15 protein-coding genes are annotated in these 17,077 nt (G+C 59.7%); 8 read left to right on the top strand and 7 right to left on the bottom strand.

The features are described from left to right. Positions 1-37: 37 nt before the first annotated feature. The 4 genes from ACYZT0_RS28505 to ACYZT0_RS28490 form a co-directional block, all read right to left on the bottom strand. Complete coding sequence (locus ACYZT0_RS28505) at positions 38-1,081, bottom strand: ABC transporter substrate-binding protein (protein ID WP_462043991.1); 1,044 nt, start codon at positions 1,079-1,081, stop codon at positions 38-40. 49 nt (positions 1,082-1,130) lie between these two features. Then, complete coding sequence (locus ACYZT0_RS28500) at positions 1,131-2,255, bottom strand: ABC transporter ATP-binding protein (RefSeq protein ID WP_462043990.1); 1,125 nt, start codon at positions 2,253-2,255, stop codon at positions 1,131-1,133. Positions 2,256-2,594: 339 nt separating this feature from the next. Further along, entirely contained in the window at positions 2,595-3,224 is a 630-nt protein-coding gene (locus tag ACYZT0_RS28495; protein ID WP_003210977.1) for a response regulator, read from the bottom strand. Then, on the bottom strand, positions 3,225-5,624 hold the full coding sequence (locus tag ACYZT0_RS28490) for a PAS domain-containing sensor histidine kinase (protein ID WP_462043989.1): 2,400 nt from the start codon (positions 5,622-5,624) through the stop codon (positions 3,225-3,227). A gap of 73 nt (positions 5,625-5,697) precedes the next feature. Between ACYZT0_RS28490 and ACYZT0_RS28485 the strand changes: the two genes are divergently transcribed. Then, positions 5,698-6,684 (top strand): alpha/beta hydrolase family protein, encoded by a 987-nt coding sequence (locus tag ACYZT0_RS28485; protein WP_462043988.1) that lies wholly within the window; start codon positions 5,698-5,700, stop codon positions 6,682-6,684. A gap of 36 nt (positions 6,685-6,720) precedes the next feature. Here the strand turns inward: ACYZT0_RS28485 and ACYZT0_RS28480 are convergent, their stop codons facing one another. The 3 genes from ACYZT0_RS28480 to ACYZT0_RS28470 are packed head-to-tail and all read right to left on the bottom strand — an operon-like array spanning position 6,721 to position 9,177. Beyond that, entirely contained in the window at positions 6,721-7,488 is a 768-nt protein-coding gene (locus tag ACYZT0_RS28480) for a DnaJ domain-containing protein (RefSeq protein WP_462043987.1), read from the bottom strand. Between the two features lies 1 nt (position 7,489). Then, the gene (gene murU, locus ACYZT0_RS28475; protein ID WP_462043986.1) at positions 7,490-8,161 is read right to left on the bottom strand and encodes an N-acetylmuramate alpha-1-phosphate uridylyltransferase MurU; all 672 of its coding nucleotides are present in this window, start codon (positions 8,159-8,161) and stop codon (positions 7,490-7,492) included. Continuing rightward, on the bottom strand, positions 8,158-9,177 hold the full coding sequence (locus ACYZT0_RS28470; RefSeq protein ID WP_462043985.1) for an aminoglycoside phosphotransferase family protein: 1,020 nt from the start codon (positions 9,175-9,177) through the stop codon (positions 8,158-8,160). Before ACYZT0_RS28470 ends, murU begins: the two co-directional genes overlap by 4 nt. A gap of 130 nt (positions 9,178-9,307) precedes the next feature. Here ACYZT0_RS28470 and ACYZT0_RS28465 point away from each other — a divergent pair, with 130 nt between their 5' ends. From ACYZT0_RS28465 to glpE, 7 genes are all read left to right on the top strand, one after another. Further along, complete coding sequence (locus tag ACYZT0_RS28465) at positions 9,308-12,109, top strand: LPS-assembly protein LptD (protein WP_462043984.1); 2,802 nt, start codon at positions 9,308-9,310, stop codon at positions 12,107-12,109. After that, positions 12,090-13,406, top strand: coding sequence for a peptidylprolyl isomerase SurA (gene surA, locus ACYZT0_RS28460; protein ID WP_462043983.1), 1,317 nt, complete (start codon positions 12,090-12,092; stop codon positions 13,404-13,406). Before ACYZT0_RS28465 ends, surA begins: the two co-directional genes overlap by 20 nt. After that, on the top strand, positions 13,403-14,392 hold the full coding sequence (pdxA, locus tag ACYZT0_RS28455) for a 4-hydroxythreonine-4-phosphate dehydrogenase PdxA (RefSeq protein ID WP_462043982.1): 990 nt from the start codon (positions 13,403-13,405) through the stop codon (positions 14,390-14,392). The genes surA and pdxA overlap by 4 nt, the downstream gene beginning before the upstream one ends. Then, positions 14,389-15,207 (top strand): 16S rRNA (adenine(1518)-N(6)/adenine(1519)-N(6))-dimethyltransferase RsmA, encoded by an 819-nt coding sequence (rsmA, locus tag ACYZT0_RS28450; protein ID WP_462043981.1) that lies wholly within the window; start codon positions 14,389-14,391, stop codon positions 15,205-15,207. The genes pdxA and rsmA overlap by 4 nt, the downstream gene beginning before the upstream one ends. A gap of 123 nt (positions 15,208-15,330) precedes the next feature. Next, on the top strand, positions 15,331-15,711 hold the full coding sequence (apaG, locus tag ACYZT0_RS28445; RefSeq protein WP_462043980.1) for a Co2+/Mg2+ efflux protein ApaG: 381 nt from the start codon (positions 15,331-15,333) through the stop codon (positions 15,709-15,711). Next, complete coding sequence (locus ACYZT0_RS28440; RefSeq protein WP_462043979.1) at positions 15,711-16,592, top strand: symmetrical bis(5'-nucleosyl)-tetraphosphatase; 882 nt, start codon at positions 15,711-15,713, stop codon at positions 16,590-16,592. Before apaG ends, ACYZT0_RS28440 begins: the two co-directional genes overlap by 1 nt. Before the next feature lie 33 nt (positions 16,593-16,625). Further along, entirely contained in the window at positions 16,626-16,955 is a 330-nt protein-coding gene (glpE, locus tag ACYZT0_RS28435; protein WP_149659573.1) for a thiosulfate sulfurtransferase GlpE, read from the top strand. Positions 16,956-17,077 lie beyond the last annotated feature (122 nt).

The following is a 17,077-nucleotide window of genomic DNA, read 5'->3' as shown; positions in this document are numbered from 1 at the left end:
ACGATCATCCGGTGAACCGTCGTCCTGTGTGACTTTCTTACTTGGCAGCCCAGGAATTGAAGCGCTGTTCCAGTTGCTCGCCGTTGTCAGCCCAGAAGCTGACGTCGATCTGCACCTGATTGGCGATGTTTTCCGGGGTGGTCGGCATGTCTTTCAGGACATCCTTGGCCAGCAACGGTACGGCCTGGGTGTTGGCCGGGCCGTAGGCGATGTTTTCCGAGTAGGTCTTCTGCTGCTGCGGCTGCACCGAGAACGCGATGAATTTCTTCGCCGCTTCGGCACGGGTTTTATCCAGGCCTTTTGGAATCGCCCACGCGTCGAAGTCGTAGATGCCACCGTTCCACACGACTTTCAGGTTGCTTTCTTTCTGCACGGCAGCGATCCGGCCATTGTAGGCCGAGCTCATGACCACATCACCGGAAGCGAGGTACTGCGGCGGCTGCGCGCCGGCTTCCCACCACTGGATGCTTGGCTTGAGTTCATCGAGTTTTTTGAACGCGCGATCCTGACCATCCTTGCCGGCCAGCACCTTGTAGACGTCTTTCGGCGCAACGCCGTCGGCCATCAGAGCGAATTCCAGGGTGTACTTGGCGCCTTTACGCAGGCCACGTTTGCCCGGGAATTTTTTGGTGTCCCAGAAATCCACCCAGCTGGTCGGTGCGGATGCCAGCTTGTCGGCGTTGTAGGCCAACACGGTCGACCACACGAAGAAGCCCACGCCGCACGGCTGGATGGCGCCTTTGACGTAGTCTTCGGACTTGCCGAACAACTTCGGATCAAGCTGCTCGAACATGTCTTCGTCGCAACCACGGGACAGTTCTGGCGATTCAACTTCCACCAGGTCCCAGGACACGCTCTTGGTGTCGACCATGGCTTTGACCTTGGCCATCTCGCCGTTGTACTCGCCCGCCACGATCTTGCCGTTGCCTGCCGCTTCCCACGGTGCGTAGAAGGCTTTGACCTGCGCTGCCTTGTTCGCCCCGCCAAAGGACACCACGGTCAGGTCCGGGCCCGCCGCCATTGCGTGTGCCGCACCGATCATGCCCATGACCAAAGCGGTGAATTTCAGGGATCTCAACATTTATTGTTCTCTCCACGTGCAGGGTTGGTGTTGGTGTAGCAGTGGGCGATCAGTTCGCCTCTAGAAGCGGGTCGAGCGCGCGAACGTGTTCGACCTGCCAGCCAAGCGGTACCACGTCGCCGACGGCCAGCGCGGGATCGAGCTCGGCAATCGGTTGTTTCACAAAAAAATCGGTCTTGCCGCAGACTTCCAGGCGAACCCGGACGTGGTCGCCCAGATAGATGAATTCCGCCACCCTCCCCGAGAAGCGATTGACGCAGGACTCGCTCGAACCATTGAGGCTCACGCGTTCCGGTCGAATCGACAGCGTGACGGGTTCGCCGGTCTTGCCGACGTTGACGGCCAGGGCTTCAACCTTTTCACCACGACCGAGCTCAACCACGCAGCGGTCGCCGGTGTGGCTGTGCAAGCGGCCATTGAGACGATTGTTCTCGCCGATGAAGTTGGCGACGAAGGTGTTTTTCGGCTCTTCATAAAGGCTGCGCGGCGGCGCAATCTGCTGGATCTCGCCCTGGTGGAACACCGCCACACGGTCAGACATGGTCAGGGCTTCGCCCTGATCGTGGGTCACGTAGACCACGGTCACGCCGAGGCGCTGGTGCAGATGCTTGATCTCCATCTGCATGTGTTCGCGCAGTTGTTTGTCCAGCGCGCCGAGGGGTTCGTCCATCAGCACCAGTTGTGGTTCGAACACCAACGCCCGAGCCAAAGCCACACGCTGTTGCTGTCCGCCAGACAGTTGCGCCGGGTAGCGCTGGGAAAAGGTGTCGAGCTGAACCATGCTCAATACACGCTTGACCCGGTCACTGACGTCGCTCTTGTTCAAGCCACGCACGGTCAGCGGGAACGCCAGGTTCTCGGCCACCGTCATGTGCGGGAATAACGCGTAGTTCTGGAACACCATACCGATGTCGCGCTTGTGCGGCGGCACGTTGTTGATGGAACGCCCGGCCAGCTGGATTTCGCCTGCGGTCGGGGTTTCGAAACCGGCGAGCATCATCAGGCTGGTGGTCTTGCCGGAGCCGGACGGCCCGAGCAAGGTGAGGAATTCGCCTTTGCGAATCTCCAGGTTGAGGTCTTTGACGATCAGGTTCTCGCCGTCGTAGCTTTTTTGCACTCCACGAAAGCTGACCAGAATATCGCTGGCCCCTGCGTTTGAATCGACCTGGCTCATACCCACACCTTTGTTGTGATGACTGCTGTGGACTAAGCCTAGTGGACACTGCTGACCATGCAAATCGGGGCGCAGGAGAGAATAGCCTCAGCCGGATGGAAGGTTGGGGGTAGGGATTGCCCTACAAGAATGGCGCGTTTTGACCAACACAGCGTCAAACGGTCAGCTGCAAGCCACAAGTAAAGGCAAAAGCGATTCGGAGGGATGTCGCAAATGGATATGCACCGCCCATCCCTGTAGGAGCGAGCGGTGCGGCGATCCGACTTGCCCGCGAAGCTTTTGGCGTCAGTGAAATCGCCTTCGCGGGCAAGCTCGCTCCTACGGGAATGCATGCGGTTTTTATAGGAGTTTGTGCTCCATGGCGTACTTCACCAGTTCCGCCAGGGAGGTGATGTTGAGTTTCTGCATCAGCCGCGCCTTGTGGGTGCTGATGGTTTTGCTGCTCAGGGCCAGTTGCTGGGCGATGTCGTTGACGTTGGCGCCCTGGGCCAGGCGTTCGAACACCGAGAACTCGCGCTCAGACAGCAACGAGTGCAGCGGACGCGAATCGGTCAGGCCGACTTCGAAGACCATGCGGTCGGCCAGGTCCGGGTCGATGTAGCGCCCGCCGGCCGCGACCTTGCGGATCGCCGTCAGTAGCAGCGCCGGATCACTGTCCTTGGTCGCATAACCCGCCGCGCCAACCTTCAACGCGCGGGCGGCCATTTGCGCTTCGTCGTGCATCGACAGCACCAGAATCGCCGGCGGATTGTTCAGCGCGCGAATCCGCGGAATCGCCTCCAGGCCGTTAACCCCGGGCATGGAGATGTCCAGCAAGACCACTTCACAGGGAACATGGCGCAGGGTCTCGAGCAGCTGCTCGCCATTGCTCGCCTCCCCCACCACCAGCAAGTCCTTGGCCAGGCCGATCAACTGCTTGATGCCTTCACGGACGATGGTGTGGTCTTCAGCTACCAGTACACGGATCACTTACTTCTCCTCATCCAACGGCACTCGCACACTCAGGGTTGTGCCTTCACCCGGTTCACTTTCAAGCGACAACTGCCCGCCCATGATCAACACTCGCTCGCGCATGCCGACCACCCCGAAGGATGTTGACCTACCGGTGGCAGGGACAAATCCTACGCCATCATCGCTGACGGTCAGACACAACTCGTCGCCTTCCAGCACCAATGTCAGTTCGACAGTATGCGCCTGGGCATGGCGCATGACATTGGTCAGCGCTTCCTGAAGAATCCGGAACAGGCCAATCGCCTTCGAATCACTGAGCACCGGCAGATTCTCCGGCACCCGCACCAGACACGGAATCTGCGTGCGCGCCTCGAATCGGCGGGCCTGCCACTCGATAGCCGAGGCGATCCCGGCGTCGAGAATCGGCGGTCGCAGCGCCGTCGCCACATCTCGTACCAGTTGGAACAACTGAGCGATCAAGCGCTTCATGCTGTTCAAGCGTTCGTTCAGACCGGGGTCGAGCTGGGCGTAGGCCAGTTCGCACATGGAGGTTTCAAGCTTGAGCACGGTCAACATCTGACCCAACTCGTCGTGGACTTCCCGGGCGATGCGGGCCTTTTCCTCTTCCCGCACGTTCTCAAGGTGCGCGGACAACTCACGCAACTGCTCCCGAGAGCTGGCCAGTTCCAGTTCGATGCGTTTGCTTTCGCTGATGTCCCAGACGATCCCGTCCCAGACATAGGCGCCGTCTTTGAGTCGACGGGTGATGGCCTTGATCTCGGCCCAGCGCTGTTCGCCGGAACGGGTGAGAATCCGCCCCTGCCACGACCAGTCGCTGTCGGTATCCAGCGCATGGTCCTGGGTTTGGTGATAGCTGGCCTTGTCGTCCGGGTGCACCAGGCTGCGCAGGCCCTTGTCGCGATGGGCCAGAGTGGCCGGTGAGTAACCCACCAGGCTCTCGCTGCCTTCACTGATGTAGGCAAAGTCTATTTGCCCCGTCACCGGGGCTCGTTCCAGACGAAAGACCAGTCCTGGAACGTTGGCGGCGATCCCTTGCAATCGGGCCTCGCTCTCCTGCAACGCGGCCAGGGCGCGACGGCGCTCGGTGACATCGTTGAGGTACACCACCAGGTATTCACCGTCGCGAAACCGCAAAAAACTCAGCGAAACATCCACCGGCAGATTGCTGCCATCCGCACGCACACAATTGGTTTCGAAACTCTGCGGGCCTTCCTCGCTGGCCCGGGCGCGCTTCCACAGGTTCAGCCAGCGATCCATGTGCAAGCCGGGTTCGAAGTCGATCAGCGGCCGATCAATGATCCCGCCCGCCGGATAACCCAGCATGGTTTCGGCCGCGCGATTGGCGTAGCGCACATGGCTGTCCCAGTTGACCCAAAGGATGCCGACGGTGCTCTGGTCGATGGAAAACTGGGTGAGACGCAAGGCTTCTTCACTGGCGGCACGCAGGGCAATGTCTTCGCGCGCTGCCAGCAAACGATGCTCAAGACTGCGTTGCTGCCGTCGCTGCCAGAACACAATGGCCATGCTGCTCAACATCAACACCGCCAACAACAGACAGAGGTTTTGCCAGAAACCCGGGGACTCGGTCAGCCGCGGGTACTTCGGTTGCAGCCATTGGTTGTGCAGTTGCTCCAGGTCCTTGGCCGGGATCGCCCGCAACGCGCTTTCGACGATGCCAGCCAGTTCCGGCCAGTCCCGACGCGTGGCCACCCGCAACAGTTGCGGCAGGCCGATGTCACCCACCACCACCAGCCCGGCGAACTCCGGTTCGGCGGACAGACGTCCCAGCTGCGCTTCGTCGACCACGGCGTAACTGGCCTGCTGACTCAATAACAGTTGCAGTGCCTGGCGTTCGATCGGTACGCCTTGAAGGTTAAGGTGCGGGAAATTGCTGCGCAGGTAATCGGCGGTGGCGCCGGGCATGCGCACGGCGACGCGGGTCTGGCTGTCGAGTTTTTCCAGCTCGACCACGCCGGTGCTTTTCTGGTCGCTGACCACCAGTTGCGGCACCCGCATATACGGGTCGGAAAACTGCCAGAGCCGCAGGCCAGCGGGGGTTTGGGTCAACCCCGGAGCGATGTCGATTTCACCTTCGCGCGCGGCAGTTTCCAGTTGCGCCAGGTCGGGAAAATTACGCCAGCTCAGCTCAACCTTGAGTGACTTGGCCAGCCATTTCATCAGCTCGACGTTAACCCCGGACAGGCGCTGCAAGCGGCGATCGTATTGGGCGTAGGGCACTTGCAACACTAGCCCGACGCGTAATTCGCCATGTTGCGCCAGCCATTGCTGCTGGTCCGCGGACAATGGCACGACGTGCACCGGTGGCGCGGGAGCCGCCCAGCCCATCAAGGGAAACCACAAACAGCCGATAACCCACAGGCAGCGAAAACGCATCATCGAAGTCTCACACACTGACAAATACTGACCAACCCATTAGGCTGCCGGAATAACTTCTGGCCTGGAATATCCGATGCCCCCTGTTTACCGCCTGGCATTGCCAGCATTGTGCCTGTCGCTGATCCTGCCTTGCGCCTTTTCCGTCGAGGCCGCCGACCCGGCACCTGCCGCGACGCAAACACCCGCCGAAGCAAAACCGGTCGAGCGCCAGCCGCTGCTGGAGCGTAGTCAGGAAGAAGCGACTGCACTTGAGCGCATGATCCCTGCTCAGGAACAGCAGCAACTGCAAGCGGGCAGCGACACGTTTCTTGCCTTGTGGAAACCGGCCAATACCGCCGAGCCCAAAGGCGCGGTGATTATCATCCCGGGCGCTGGTGAAAGCGTTGACTGGCCGCAAGCAATAGGCCCATTGCGACGTAAATTGCCGGACGCCGATTGGAGCAGCCTGAGTATCACCTTGCCGGACGTGCAAAGCGATGCCATCGCGCCACGGATTGTAGAAGTGGCGCCCACGCCAAAAGCCCCTGACACCAGCAGCAAAGACTCGACCACCGCAGCGCCTATCGAACAAGCGGCGGGCGGTGAAGCGGAGGTGGCAGACAAGGCGATCGCCGAAACCACCGAGGAACAGGCCAAAGCCGACGCCGAACGAATTTTCGCCCGCATCGACGCCGCCATTGCCTATGCCGAACAGCAAAGCGCTCGCCGCATTGTCGTATTGGGCCATGGCACCGGCGCTTACTGGGCGGCGCGTTATCTGAGCGAGAAGCAGCCCTCGCAAGTGGAGAAGTTTGTGATGGTCGCCGCTCAGATGCCGGTGAAAGCCAAACCAGAGCTGGCCGAGCTTACACCGACCCTGAAGCTGCCCACCGCAGACATCTTCTATATGGATAAGCCGCTGGACCGCAACGCGGCGCTAGAACGTATGCAAGCCAGCAAACGTTTGAAAGCTTCGGCATTCAGCCAGGTAGCGCTCAAGGCTTTGCCCGGGAATACCAAGGCAGAGCAAGAGCAGTTGTTCCGCCGCGTGCGTGGATGGTTGAATCCGCTAGCCGATTGACCCTCGCTGCCTGACAGGGATTACACCCCTGCCCTGCTAGCGAAAATCCCGCCGTTCACGAATCAATGTGTAGGCGCTATGCAGTTCGCGAGTCTTGTCGGTGGCTTCGCGAACCTGCAACGCCGTCGCACCGCTGCCGGCAATCTTGTCCGGGTGATGGCGACTCAACAGGCGTCGATAAGCGTGCTTGATCTGCGCCGGCTCGCTGGTCGCCGACACGCCCAAAAGCCGCAAGGCATCTTGGTAGGTAACAGCGCTGCTGACCGGCGCAAGCTTGTGCTGTTCATAATCGGCCGCCAGCGCCTGCACCTGTGGCCGTGTCCAGCCCAGCCATTTGCCCCACTGCGCAATCAGCGCTCGTTCAGCGCTACCGGCACGGCCATCCGCCCAGATCATCCGCCAACACGCGCGCAAGACGCCTTCGGCCGCATGAGGTTGAGCACTCAAGCGCCGCAGGTAACCGCGCAACCGGTCATCTCCCGACTTGCCGCGATTGAACGCGGCAATTGCCCGGCGCTGGGCCGACTCGTTCATTTCCAGCGAACGCATTTCCTGACGGGCCTGCAGGATGTGGCCCTCCACCACCCGTCCATCGCTCTTGGCCAGTCGTCCCAACAACACAAACAGCAGTTCGTCGTTGCGCAGCAGCGAGCGACCACCAAGCTTTTCTCGCAAGTGCGCCCAGCTCTGCAAGTGCAAGCGCCGATCCAGCGCCTGCCCCAATAAGGCGCCAAGCATGGCCCCCGGAATGCTGGCTATGACAAAGCCCACTCCGGCTCCAATCAGAGTCCCTGGCCACAGCATGTCAGCGTCTCGCTTCTAACAGAGTTTCGACTTCAGCCAGACGCTCGTGAGTGCCGACATCCACCCAATGTCCGTTCAAGCGTTCCCCGGTTACGCGTCCATCGACCATGGCCTTGCGCAGCAGTGGGGCGAGTTTGAACGCCCCAGTGGAGCATCCGTCGAACAGCTGCGGGTGCAGCACCGCGATGCCGCTGTAGGTCAGGGTTGCGGTGTCCGGCAGACCGTCGTGTACTTGTCCGTCGATCAGGCTGAAATCCCCGGCCGGGTGATGAGCCGGGTTGTCCGCCAGCACCAAATGCGCCAGCCCGCTGATGGGTTGGTGCAATACGCTGAAGTCGTAGTCGGTCCAGATGTCACCGTTGACCACCACAAAGGCCTTGTCTCCCAACAACGGCAACGCGCGGAAAATCCCGCCTCCGGTTTCCAGTGGCTCACCTTCCGGCGAGTACTGAATACGTACGCCATATTGAGAGCCATCACCGAGGTAGTTTTCGATCAGTTGGCCGAGCCAGGCGTGGTTGATCACCACCTCGGTAAACCCCGCCACCGCCAGGGCTTTCAAGTGATACTCGATCAACGGAATACCGCCAGCGCGAACCAGCGGTTTCGGTGTGGTCAGGGTCAGCGGGCGCATGCGCTCGCCTTTGCCTGCCGCCAGAATCATCGCCTTCATGCATTCGCTCCAGCACGCAGACTCAGCAGCAACACATCCAGTTCAGCCAGTTCAGGTCGGCGTGCGATCACTGCGTCTATATAAGCAAAGAAGCGCGGCACATCGCCGAGATAGCGCGGCTTGCCGTCGCGGTGGCAGATGCGGGCGAAGATGCCGATCACTTTCAGGTGACGCTGCACGCCCATCAGGTCGCTGGCACGCAGGAAATCTTCGAAGTCAGACTGAACCGGAATGCCAAGCGCACCCGCTTGCTGCCAGTATGCTTCCAGCCAGCCGTGCACGCGCTCTTCAGGCCAGCTGAGGAACGCATCCTTGAACAGGCAGGTCACGTCGTAGGTCACCGGGCCATAGACTGCATCCTGGAAATCCAGCACACCGGGATTCGGTTCGCTGAGCATCAGGTTGCGCGGCATGTAGTCGCGGTGCACCAGCACTTTGGGCTGGGCCAGTGCGCTGTCGATCAACAGATCAGTCACGTTCTGCCAGAGCAATTGCTGCGCCGAGTCGAACTCGATACCCAACTCGCGCTTCACGTACCACTCCGGGAACAACTCCAGCTCGCGGCGCAGCAATGCCACGTCATAACTGGGCAGCGGTGCAACCATCGGCAACTGCTGAAAAGCCAGCAGTGCTTGCAGGGCATCCTTGAACAAATCGTCGGCATTTGCGCTGTCGATTACGTCCAGGTAAGTCTTGTTGCCCAGGTCATTGAGCAAAAGAAAACCACGTTCGAGGTCTTCGGCATAAATTTCCGGAACATTTATTCCGGATTTCGCCAGCAAAAAAGCGATATCCACGAAGGGTTTGCAGTTTTCCTGGGGGGGTGGCGCGTCCATCACGACGAAGCTTCTGCCCTCGCCTTCCCAGCGGAAATAACGTCGAAAACTCGCATCGCTACTGGCCGCGGTCAACGTGGCCGGGGGTACGACGCCCCAACCCTGCTCTGCAAAGAGGGTAGCCAATTGTTCATCGAGCCAAACTTTCAGGTGTTGCAAACGTACATCTTGGTCAGGCATTGCAAGGGTCTCCGACGGCGCTAGCCGTCAAGCGGGGCATGCTTTATTATCCAGCATCTTTTTCAGACCATCGAGAGGCGTGCGGCCCACACCGCGGGCAGATGGCACGCAGGAAGCCCGGACTAATAAGATGGCATTGAAATCCCCCGCGTTTCGTAAAAAATTTCCGTTGTTGGTTACCGGCAGTCTGCTGGCCCTGCAACCTCTAGCCACTTCGTTCGTGGTCGCCGCGGAACAGTATGACTGCTCAGTCTCTGCTTCGGGTGCCTGGAACTGTGCGCCAAAATCTCCAGCAGCTGCGCTGCCACCGCGTCCCGTCCATGACGGCAGTGCGGCGGTAAGCGCGAGCGGCGAGACTCCGGCCGACAGCGGTTCCAGTCAAGACACCGGCGCCAAGCCTGTGCTGGTGACCGAGTCCAAGGGCCGCGGCTTGAAGTCGCGTAGCGAAGACTACAGCCACCTCGATTGGGTTCCGCGCGAGAAGCTCACTGCAGCGCAATTGGCCGAGACCGGTCCTTACTGCTCTGGTTCCTATATCGAACCGATTCGTCCTGGCATGAATGACAAGACGAATAAAAGTGACGCTCCAACCTTTCTCGGCGCCAAAGCCTCTCGCTATAAGCAGGATGAGCAGGTCGCGACCCTGGCCGGTGACGTGGTCATGCGCCAGGGCAGCATGCAGGTCGAAGCCGACGAGGCGAACCTCTACCAGGCCGAGAGCCGTGGCGAACTGAGCGGCAACGTCCGTGTTCGCGACAACGGCGCACTGATCGTGGGCGACCACGCCGACGTGCAGCTCGACACCGGCGAAGCCAAGGTCGACAACGCCGAATACGTCATGCACAAATCCCGTATCCGCGGCAACGCGCTGTACGCCAAGCGTGCCGAGAACGCGATCATCCGCCTCAAGGATGGTACGTACACCACGTGCGAACCGAACAGCAACGCCTGGCAGCTCAAGGGCAACAACATCACCTTGAACCCGGCCACCGGCTTCGGTACCGCGACCAACGTGACGCTGCGGGTCAAGGACATTCCGGTTCTGTACACGCCGTACATCTACTTCCCGATCGATGACCGTCGCCAGTCCGGTTTCCTGCCGCCGACTATCGGCACCGGCAGCGATACCGGCTTCCTGCTGGTCACACCGTATTACTTCAACCTGGCACCGAACTACGATGCCACGTTGTACCCGCGCTACATGAGCAAGCACGGCCTGTTGATGGAAGGCGAATTCCGTTACCTGACCCCGTCCAGCGAAGGTCAGTTCGGTGCCGCGTACCTCAACGACGAAGACACCGATCGCAGTGGTCAGACCGATTATCAAAAAAATCGCTACATGTACAACTGGCAGCACAAGGGTGGTCTCGACTCGCGGGTTCTGACTCAGGTCGATTACACCAAGATCAGCGATCCGTATTACTTCCAGGATCTGCAAACCGACCAGATCGGGGTTAAAAGCTCCGATTATGTGAACCAGCAGGGTTCTGTCACCTATCGTGGCGACAGCTACACCGCCCGCGTGAACGCCCAGGCTTACCAGCTCGCGACCGTTTCGAACATTACGCCGTATGACCGCTTGCCGCAGATCACCTTCAATGGTCAGTTGCCGACTCACCCTGGCGGCCTGAACTTCGACTACGAGACAGAAGTCGTACGATTCGACCGTAATTTGAAGAACGGTAACTTTGTAAACGAAGACGACACCGTCGAGCCGCGTCTTGATAACAACGTTACAGGACTGGCACGGGCCAACGGCGACCGTTTGAATCTCAAACCGGGTGTCAGTCTGCCGCTGGACTGGACTTATGGCTTCGTGAAGCCATCGCTCAAGTATCAGTACACCCAGTACCAGCTGGATCTGGACGGTACCGGTAAAAGTCAGATTGCCGCGCAAACTGCGGAACAGCAAAAGCTCAACGGCACCTTCAGCAGTAACCAGAGCCGTGGCGTTCCAATCGCCAGCATCGACAGCGGTCTGTACTTCGATCGCAACACCCAATGGTTCGGCAAGAATTATCGCCAGACCCTCGAACCGCGCCTGTTCTACCTGTACGTGCCTGAAACGGATCAGGAAGACATTCCGGTATTCGACACTAGCGAATACACCTTCAACTACGCGTCGCTGTTCCGTGACAACCGCTTCTCCGGCTCCGACCGTGTCGGCGACGAGAACAAGCTGTCTCTGGGCGTCACCAACCGCTGGATCGAAGACAATGGCTTCGAACGTCAACGCATCAGCGTCGGCCAGGCCGTGTACTTCAAGGATCGTGAAGTTCAGTTGCCGGGCATCGATGCAAAAACCCGTGACGATGCGCAGGCTCATGTCTCGCCCTATGCACTGGAATACGAATATCGCTGGAACCGCGATTGGCGCACCACGGCCGATTACAACTGGGACCCGGACAGCCGCAGCCCTCGCTCGGGCAGCGCGATGTTCCACTACCAGCCTGAAGACAACCCGAACAAGGTCATCAACGCCGGCTATCGCTATCGCAATGACCAGGTCCGTTACGACCAGAACACCGGTAAGTGGCAAGTGGGCGGTGGTGACTACGGCACCCCTGGCCAACCTGGCTACGTGAAGGACTACTACAAGATCAAGCAGCACGATTTCTCGGTGATCTGGCCGATCGTGCCGCAATGGAACGCCATCAGCCGCTGGCAGTATGACTACAACCGTAACCGTACCCTGGAAGCTTTCGGTGGTTTCGAGTACGACAACTGCTGCTGGAAACTGCGCCTGATCAACCGTTACTGGGTTTCGTATGACGAGTTCAGTCAGAACGCCCCGGAAAACGAAAAAGGCGACCACGGCATCTTCCTACAAATTGTTCTGAAGGGACTCGGCGGCCTCACCGGCGCCAAAGTAGAGAGTTTCCTCGACAAAGGCATCCAAGGTTATCGTGAACGTGAAGACCAAGCTTTCTGATTGTCTGCGCCCGCTGATGCTGGGCGCGCTGTTCCTGGGTACCGCGGCGAACGCCGCGGTGCAGTCCATCGATAAAGTGGTGGCCATTGTCGACAACGACGTGGTCATGCAGAGCCAACTGGACCAACGCGTCCATGAAGTTCAGCAAACCATCGCCAAGCGCGGTTCAGCCGTGCCGCCAGCCGGCGTGCTGGACCAACAGGTGCTTGAGCGCCTGATCGTCGAAAACCTGCAACTGCAGATCGGCGAACGTTCCGGTATCCGCATTACCGATGAAGAACTGAACCAGGCTGTCGGCACCATTGCCCAGCGCAACAACATGTCCGTGGATCAATTCCGAGCCGCCCTGACTCGCGATGGTCTGTCTTATGAAGACGCCCGCGACCAGATTCGTCGCGAGATGGTCATCAGCCGTGTGCGTCAGCGTCGTGTGGCCGAGCGTATTCAGGTGTCCGAACAGGAAGTGAAGAACTTCCTCGCATCAGACCTGGGCAAAATGCAGCTGTCCGAAGAGTTCCGCCTGGCCAACATCCTGATTCCTACGCCGGAAAGCGCCAACTCCGACGCCATTCAGAATGCCGCCAAACAAGCCGACGCGGTTTACCAGCAGCTCAAGCAAGGCGCTGACTTCGGTCAGTTGGCAATTGCCAAATCCGCCAGCGAAACCGCACTGGAAGGTGGCGACATGGGCTGGCGTAAAGCCGGTCAACTGCCACCTCCGTTCGATCGCATGCTGAGCACCATGACTGTCGGCGACATCACTCAACCGATGCGTACGCCGGGCGGCTTCATCATCTTGAAGATCCTGGAAAAGCGTGGCGGCGAGACCCAAACGCGTGACGAAGTGCACGTGCGTCACATCCTGGTCAAACCGAGCCCGATCCGCGACGAAGCTAAAACCAAGGCTTTGGCTGAGTCGCTCTATACCCGTATCGAAGCGGGCGAAGATTTCGGCGAACTGGCGAAAAGCTTTTCGGAAGATCCGGGTTCCGCCCTCAACGGCGGCGACCTGAACTGGATCGACCCGAATGCATTGGTGCCTGAATTCCGCGAAGTGATGGCCAAGACCCCGCAAGGTCAGCTGTCCAAGCCGTTCCAGACCCAATACGGCTGGCACGTCCTGGAAGTCCTTGGCCGTCGCGCCACCGACAGCACCACTCAGGCCCGTGAGCAGCAAGCGATGACCGTACTGCGTAACCGCAAATACGACGAAGAGCTGCAAACCTGGCTGCGTCAGATCCGTGACGAAGCGTACGTAGAGATCAAACTCCCTGGTGCAAACCAGGCAGCGCAGTGAAACCCAAGCGTTTCGCGCTGACACCCGGCGAACCGGCCGGCATAGGTCCTGACCTGTGCCTGCTGCTCGCCTCGCAAGCCCAGCCACACCCCCTGATTGCCATTACCAGCCGCGACCTGCTCCTTGAGCGGGCCGCGCAGCTGGGCGTGGTTGTCGATTTGCTGCCGGTAACCCCGGACAGCTGGCCGGATGTACCCGCGCCAGCCAACAGCCTGTATGTCTGGGATACACCGCTCAACGCCAAGGTCACTGCCGGGCAACTGGACAAGGCCAACGCGGCTTTCGTCCTTGAAACCCTGACCCGAGCTGGCCAAGGCTGCCTGGACGGGCATTTTGCCGGCATGATCACGGCCCCTGTGCACAAGGGTGTGATCAATGATTCCGGGATCGCCTTTTCCGGGCACACAGAATTTCTCGCCGACCTGACCCATACCGCACAAGTGGTGATGATGCTCGCCACTCGCGGATTGCGCGTGGCGCTGGTCACCACTCACCTGCCTCTTCGCGAGATTGCCGATGCGATCACGCCGGAGCGACTGGAACGGGTCACGCGAATTCTGCACGCTGATCTACAAGAAAAATTCGGCATTGCCCAGCCACGCATTCTCGTGTGTGGGCTCAACCCTCATGCCGGCGAAGGCGGACACCTGGGCCATGAAGAAATCGACATTATTGAACCTACATTAGAGCGCCTGCGCGGCGAAGGAATGGACCTTCGTGGCCCCCTGCCCGCCGACACTCTGTTTACCCCCAAATATCTGGAGCACTGCGATGCGGTGCTGGCGATGTACCACGACCAGGGCCTGCCGGTGCTGAAGTACAAAGGCTTCGGCGCGGCAGTCAACGTGACCCTCGGCTTGCCGATCATCCGCACATCGGTCGACCACGGCACCGCCCTGGACCTCGCCGGTAGCGGCAAAATCGATACCGGCAGCCTGCAAGTCGCCCTGGAAACCGCCTACCAGATGGCCGAGACCCGTTTATGACCGAGCATTACCAACACAAGGCGCGCAAACGCTTTGGCCAGAACTTCCTGCACGATGCCGGCGTTATCGACCGCATCCTGCGCGCCATCCACGCCAAGCCCGAAGACCGTCTGCTGGAAATCGGCCCTGGCCAGGGTGCGCTGACCCAAGGCCTGCTAAACAGCGGTGCCCAGCTGGACGTGGTGGAACTGGACAAGGATCTGATCCCGATCCTTAACCAGCAGTTCGCTGGCAAGAGCAATTTCAACCTGCATCAGGGCGACGCACTGAAGTTCGACTTCACCAGCCTGAACGCCGCGCCGAACAGCCTGCGGGTGGTCGGCAACCTGCCGTACAACATCTCTACGCCGCTGATTTTTCACCTGTTGCATAACGCCAGCCTGATTCGCGACATGCACTTCATGCTGCAAAAGGAAGTGGTCGAACGCCTGGCGGCAGGTCCTGGTGGTGGTGACTGGGGTCGCTTGTCGATCATGGTTCAGTATCACTGCCGGGTTGAACATTTGTTCAACGTTGGCCCAGGCGCGTTCAATCCGCCACCGAAAGTCGATTCGGCCATCGTGCGCCTGGTGCCCCACGCGGTATTGCCGCACCCGGCCAAGGATCACAAGCTGCTCGAACGCGTCGTGCGCGAAGCCTTTAACCAGCGCCGCAAGACCCTGCGCAATACCCTCAAACTGCTGCTGAGCAACGCTGAAATCGAAGCCGCCGGCGTCGATGGCAGTCTGCGCCCCGAGCAACTTGATCTGGCCGCTTTCGTGCGTCTGGCCGACAAGCTCAGCGAACAAATCCTACAAAAGCCTGCTGATATCTGACAGGCCTGAAGCGTTATCGGGTAGGACACCAGCGCCCATGTCTGGTTTACTACCCGATACTTGGCCTAGACTGACCTCAATCAGCTACGCCCCGCGTCCCGCTTCGATTTTAAGGCCTCTTGCATGTCCGATCCTCGTTATCAGGTCAACGTCAGCGTCGTCACTCGCTATCTGGCAGAACAATCGCAACCCGAGCAAAACCGCTTTGCCTTCGCCTACACCATCACCGTGCACAACAATGGCGAGCTACCGGCCAAACTGTTGTCGCGGCACTGGGTGATCACCGACGGTGACGGGCATGTCGAGGAAGTTCGCGGTGCCGGCGTTGTGGGTTTGCAGCCGCTGATCCAGGCAGGTGAAAACCACACATACAGCAGCGGCACGGTCATGACCACCAAGGTTGGCACCATGCAAGGCACCTATCAGATGGTCGCCGACGACGGCAAACACTTCGACGCCATCATTGCTCCATTCCGTCTGGCGGTGCCCGGAGCCCTGCACTGATGGCAACGTACGCCGTCGGCGATCTGCAAGGCTGCCTTCAAGCACTGCAATGCCTGCTCAAGCAAGTCGCCTTCGACCCGACACGGGATCGTCTGTGGCTGGTAGGTGACCTGGTCAACCGTGGCCCGCAGTCTCTGGAAACCTTGCGTTTCCTCTATAGCATCCGCGAATCGTTGGTGTGCGTGCTCGGCAACCATGACCTGCACTTGCTGGCCGCCGGGAAAAACATCGAACGCCTGAAGAAGACCGACACCCTGCTCGAGATTCTCGGAGCGCCCGATTGCGCGCAACTGCTGGAGTGGCTGCGTCAGCAAAAGCTCATGCACTACGACGAACAGCGCGAAGTTGCTCTGGTCCATGCCGGCATACCGCCCCAGTGGTCGCTGCGCAAAGCCTTGAAATGTGCCGTCGAAGTCGAGACGGCACTGCGCGACGACAACCTGTTCCCGGCCTACCTCGATGGCATGTACGGCAACGATCCGGCGAAATGGGACAACGATCTCAAAGGCGTGACACGCCTGCGGGCGATCACCAACTACTTCACCCGCATGCGGTTTTGTACCGCCGAGGGTAAGCTTGACCTCAAAAGCAAGGAAGGTCTCGACAATGCGCCACCGGGTTACAAACCCTGGTTCCAGCACAAGGAACGCAAGACCAAGGGTCTGAAGATCATCTTCGGCCACTGGGCCGCGCTGGAAGGCCGGTGCAACGAACCGGGCGTCTCGGCCCTCGATACCGGCTGTGTCTGGGGTGGCACCCTGACCCTGATGAATGTCGACAGCGGTAAGCGCCTGTCCTGTAAATGTGACGAGCACGGCCTTGCCCTGCCGCCAGTCGCCCCACTTAGTCCCGAACCATCGTCAGCCAGCGCCCCGCGCTAGACTGCGCTTTCAGCCGAGCCACAGGAGCCCGCCATGAGCGAATTCAAACGTATCCCCCCGGAACAGGCCCAAGCCCTGCGCGAACAAGGCGCGGTGGTAGTCGATGTTCGCGATCCTCAAACGTATGCCGCGCTGCACATCGCCGGCTCGAAGCATCTGGACAACGTTTCCATCTCGGATTTCATCCGTGCCGCGGACCTTGATGCACCGACGGTAGTGGTCTGCTATCACGGCAATTCCAGCCAGAGCGCAGCGGCCTACCTTATCAGCCAAGGCTTCTCCGACGTCTACAGCATGGATGGCGGTTTTGAGTTGTGGCGTACGACTTATCCTTCGGAAACGGCGCAAGGCACTTCCGAATAATTTTTTTGTAACGCGCAAGCCCCGGCCCCCGCGGGCTCGCGCGGTGGCAGACAAACGGTCTGCCACAACTAATTACGTATCTCGCCTTTATCTGCCGAATTCCCAACTATCCTTAAGCGCAG

Source organism: Pseudomonas sp. ZS1P83 (assembly GCF_054897825.1).
Note: the sequence above shows the minus strand (reverse complement) of the source record. Positions and strands in the feature narration are given on the sequence as shown.

Bases quoted from the DNA above. Each gene is read 5' to 3' on its own strand.
- ACYZT0_RS28440 (WP_462043979.1), top strand. From the start codon at position 15,711: ATGGCAACGTACGCCGTCGGCGATCTGCAAGGCTGCCTTCAAGCACTG.
- glpE (WP_149659573.1), top strand. From the start codon at position 16,626: ATGAGCGAATTCAAACGTATCCCCCCGGAACAGGCCCAAGCCCTGCGC.
- ACYZT0_RS28485 (WP_462043988.1), top strand. From the start codon at position 5,698: ATGCCCCCTGTTTACCGCCTGGCATTGCCAGCATTGTGCCTGTCGCTG.
- apaG (WP_462043980.1), top strand. From the start codon at position 15,331: ATGTCCGATCCTCGTTATCAGGTCAACGTCAGCGTCGTCACTCGCTAT.
- ACYZT0_RS28470 (WP_462043985.1), bottom strand. From the start codon at position 9,177: ATGCCTGACCAAGATGTACGTTTGCAACACCTGAAAGTTTGGCTCGAT.
- ACYZT0_RS28465 (WP_462043984.1), top strand. From the start codon at position 9,308: ATGGCATTGAAATCCCCCGCGTTTCGTAAAAAATTTCCGTTGTTGGTT.
- ACYZT0_RS28480 (WP_462043987.1), bottom strand. From the start codon at position 7,488: ATGCTGTGGCCAGGGACTCTGATTGGAGCCGGAGTGGGCTTTGTCATA.
- murU (WP_462043986.1), bottom strand. From the start codon at position 8,161: ATGAAGGCGATGATTCTGGCGGCAGGCAAAGGCGAGCGCATGCGCCCG.
- ACYZT0_RS28505 (WP_462043991.1), bottom strand. From the start codon at position 1,081: ATGTTGAGATCCCTGAAATTCACCGCTTTGGTCATGGGCATGATCGGT.
- ACYZT0_RS28500 (WP_462043990.1), bottom strand. From the start codon at position 2,255: ATGAGCCAGGTCGATTCAAACGCAGGGGCCAGCGATATTCTGGTCAGC.
- ACYZT0_RS28490 (WP_462043989.1), bottom strand. From the start codon at position 5,624: ATGATGCGTTTTCGCTGCCTGTGGGTTATCGGCTGTTTGTGGTTTCCC.
- rsmA (WP_462043981.1), top strand. From the start codon at position 14,389: ATGACCGAGCATTACCAACACAAGGCGCGCAAACGCTTTGGCCAGAAC.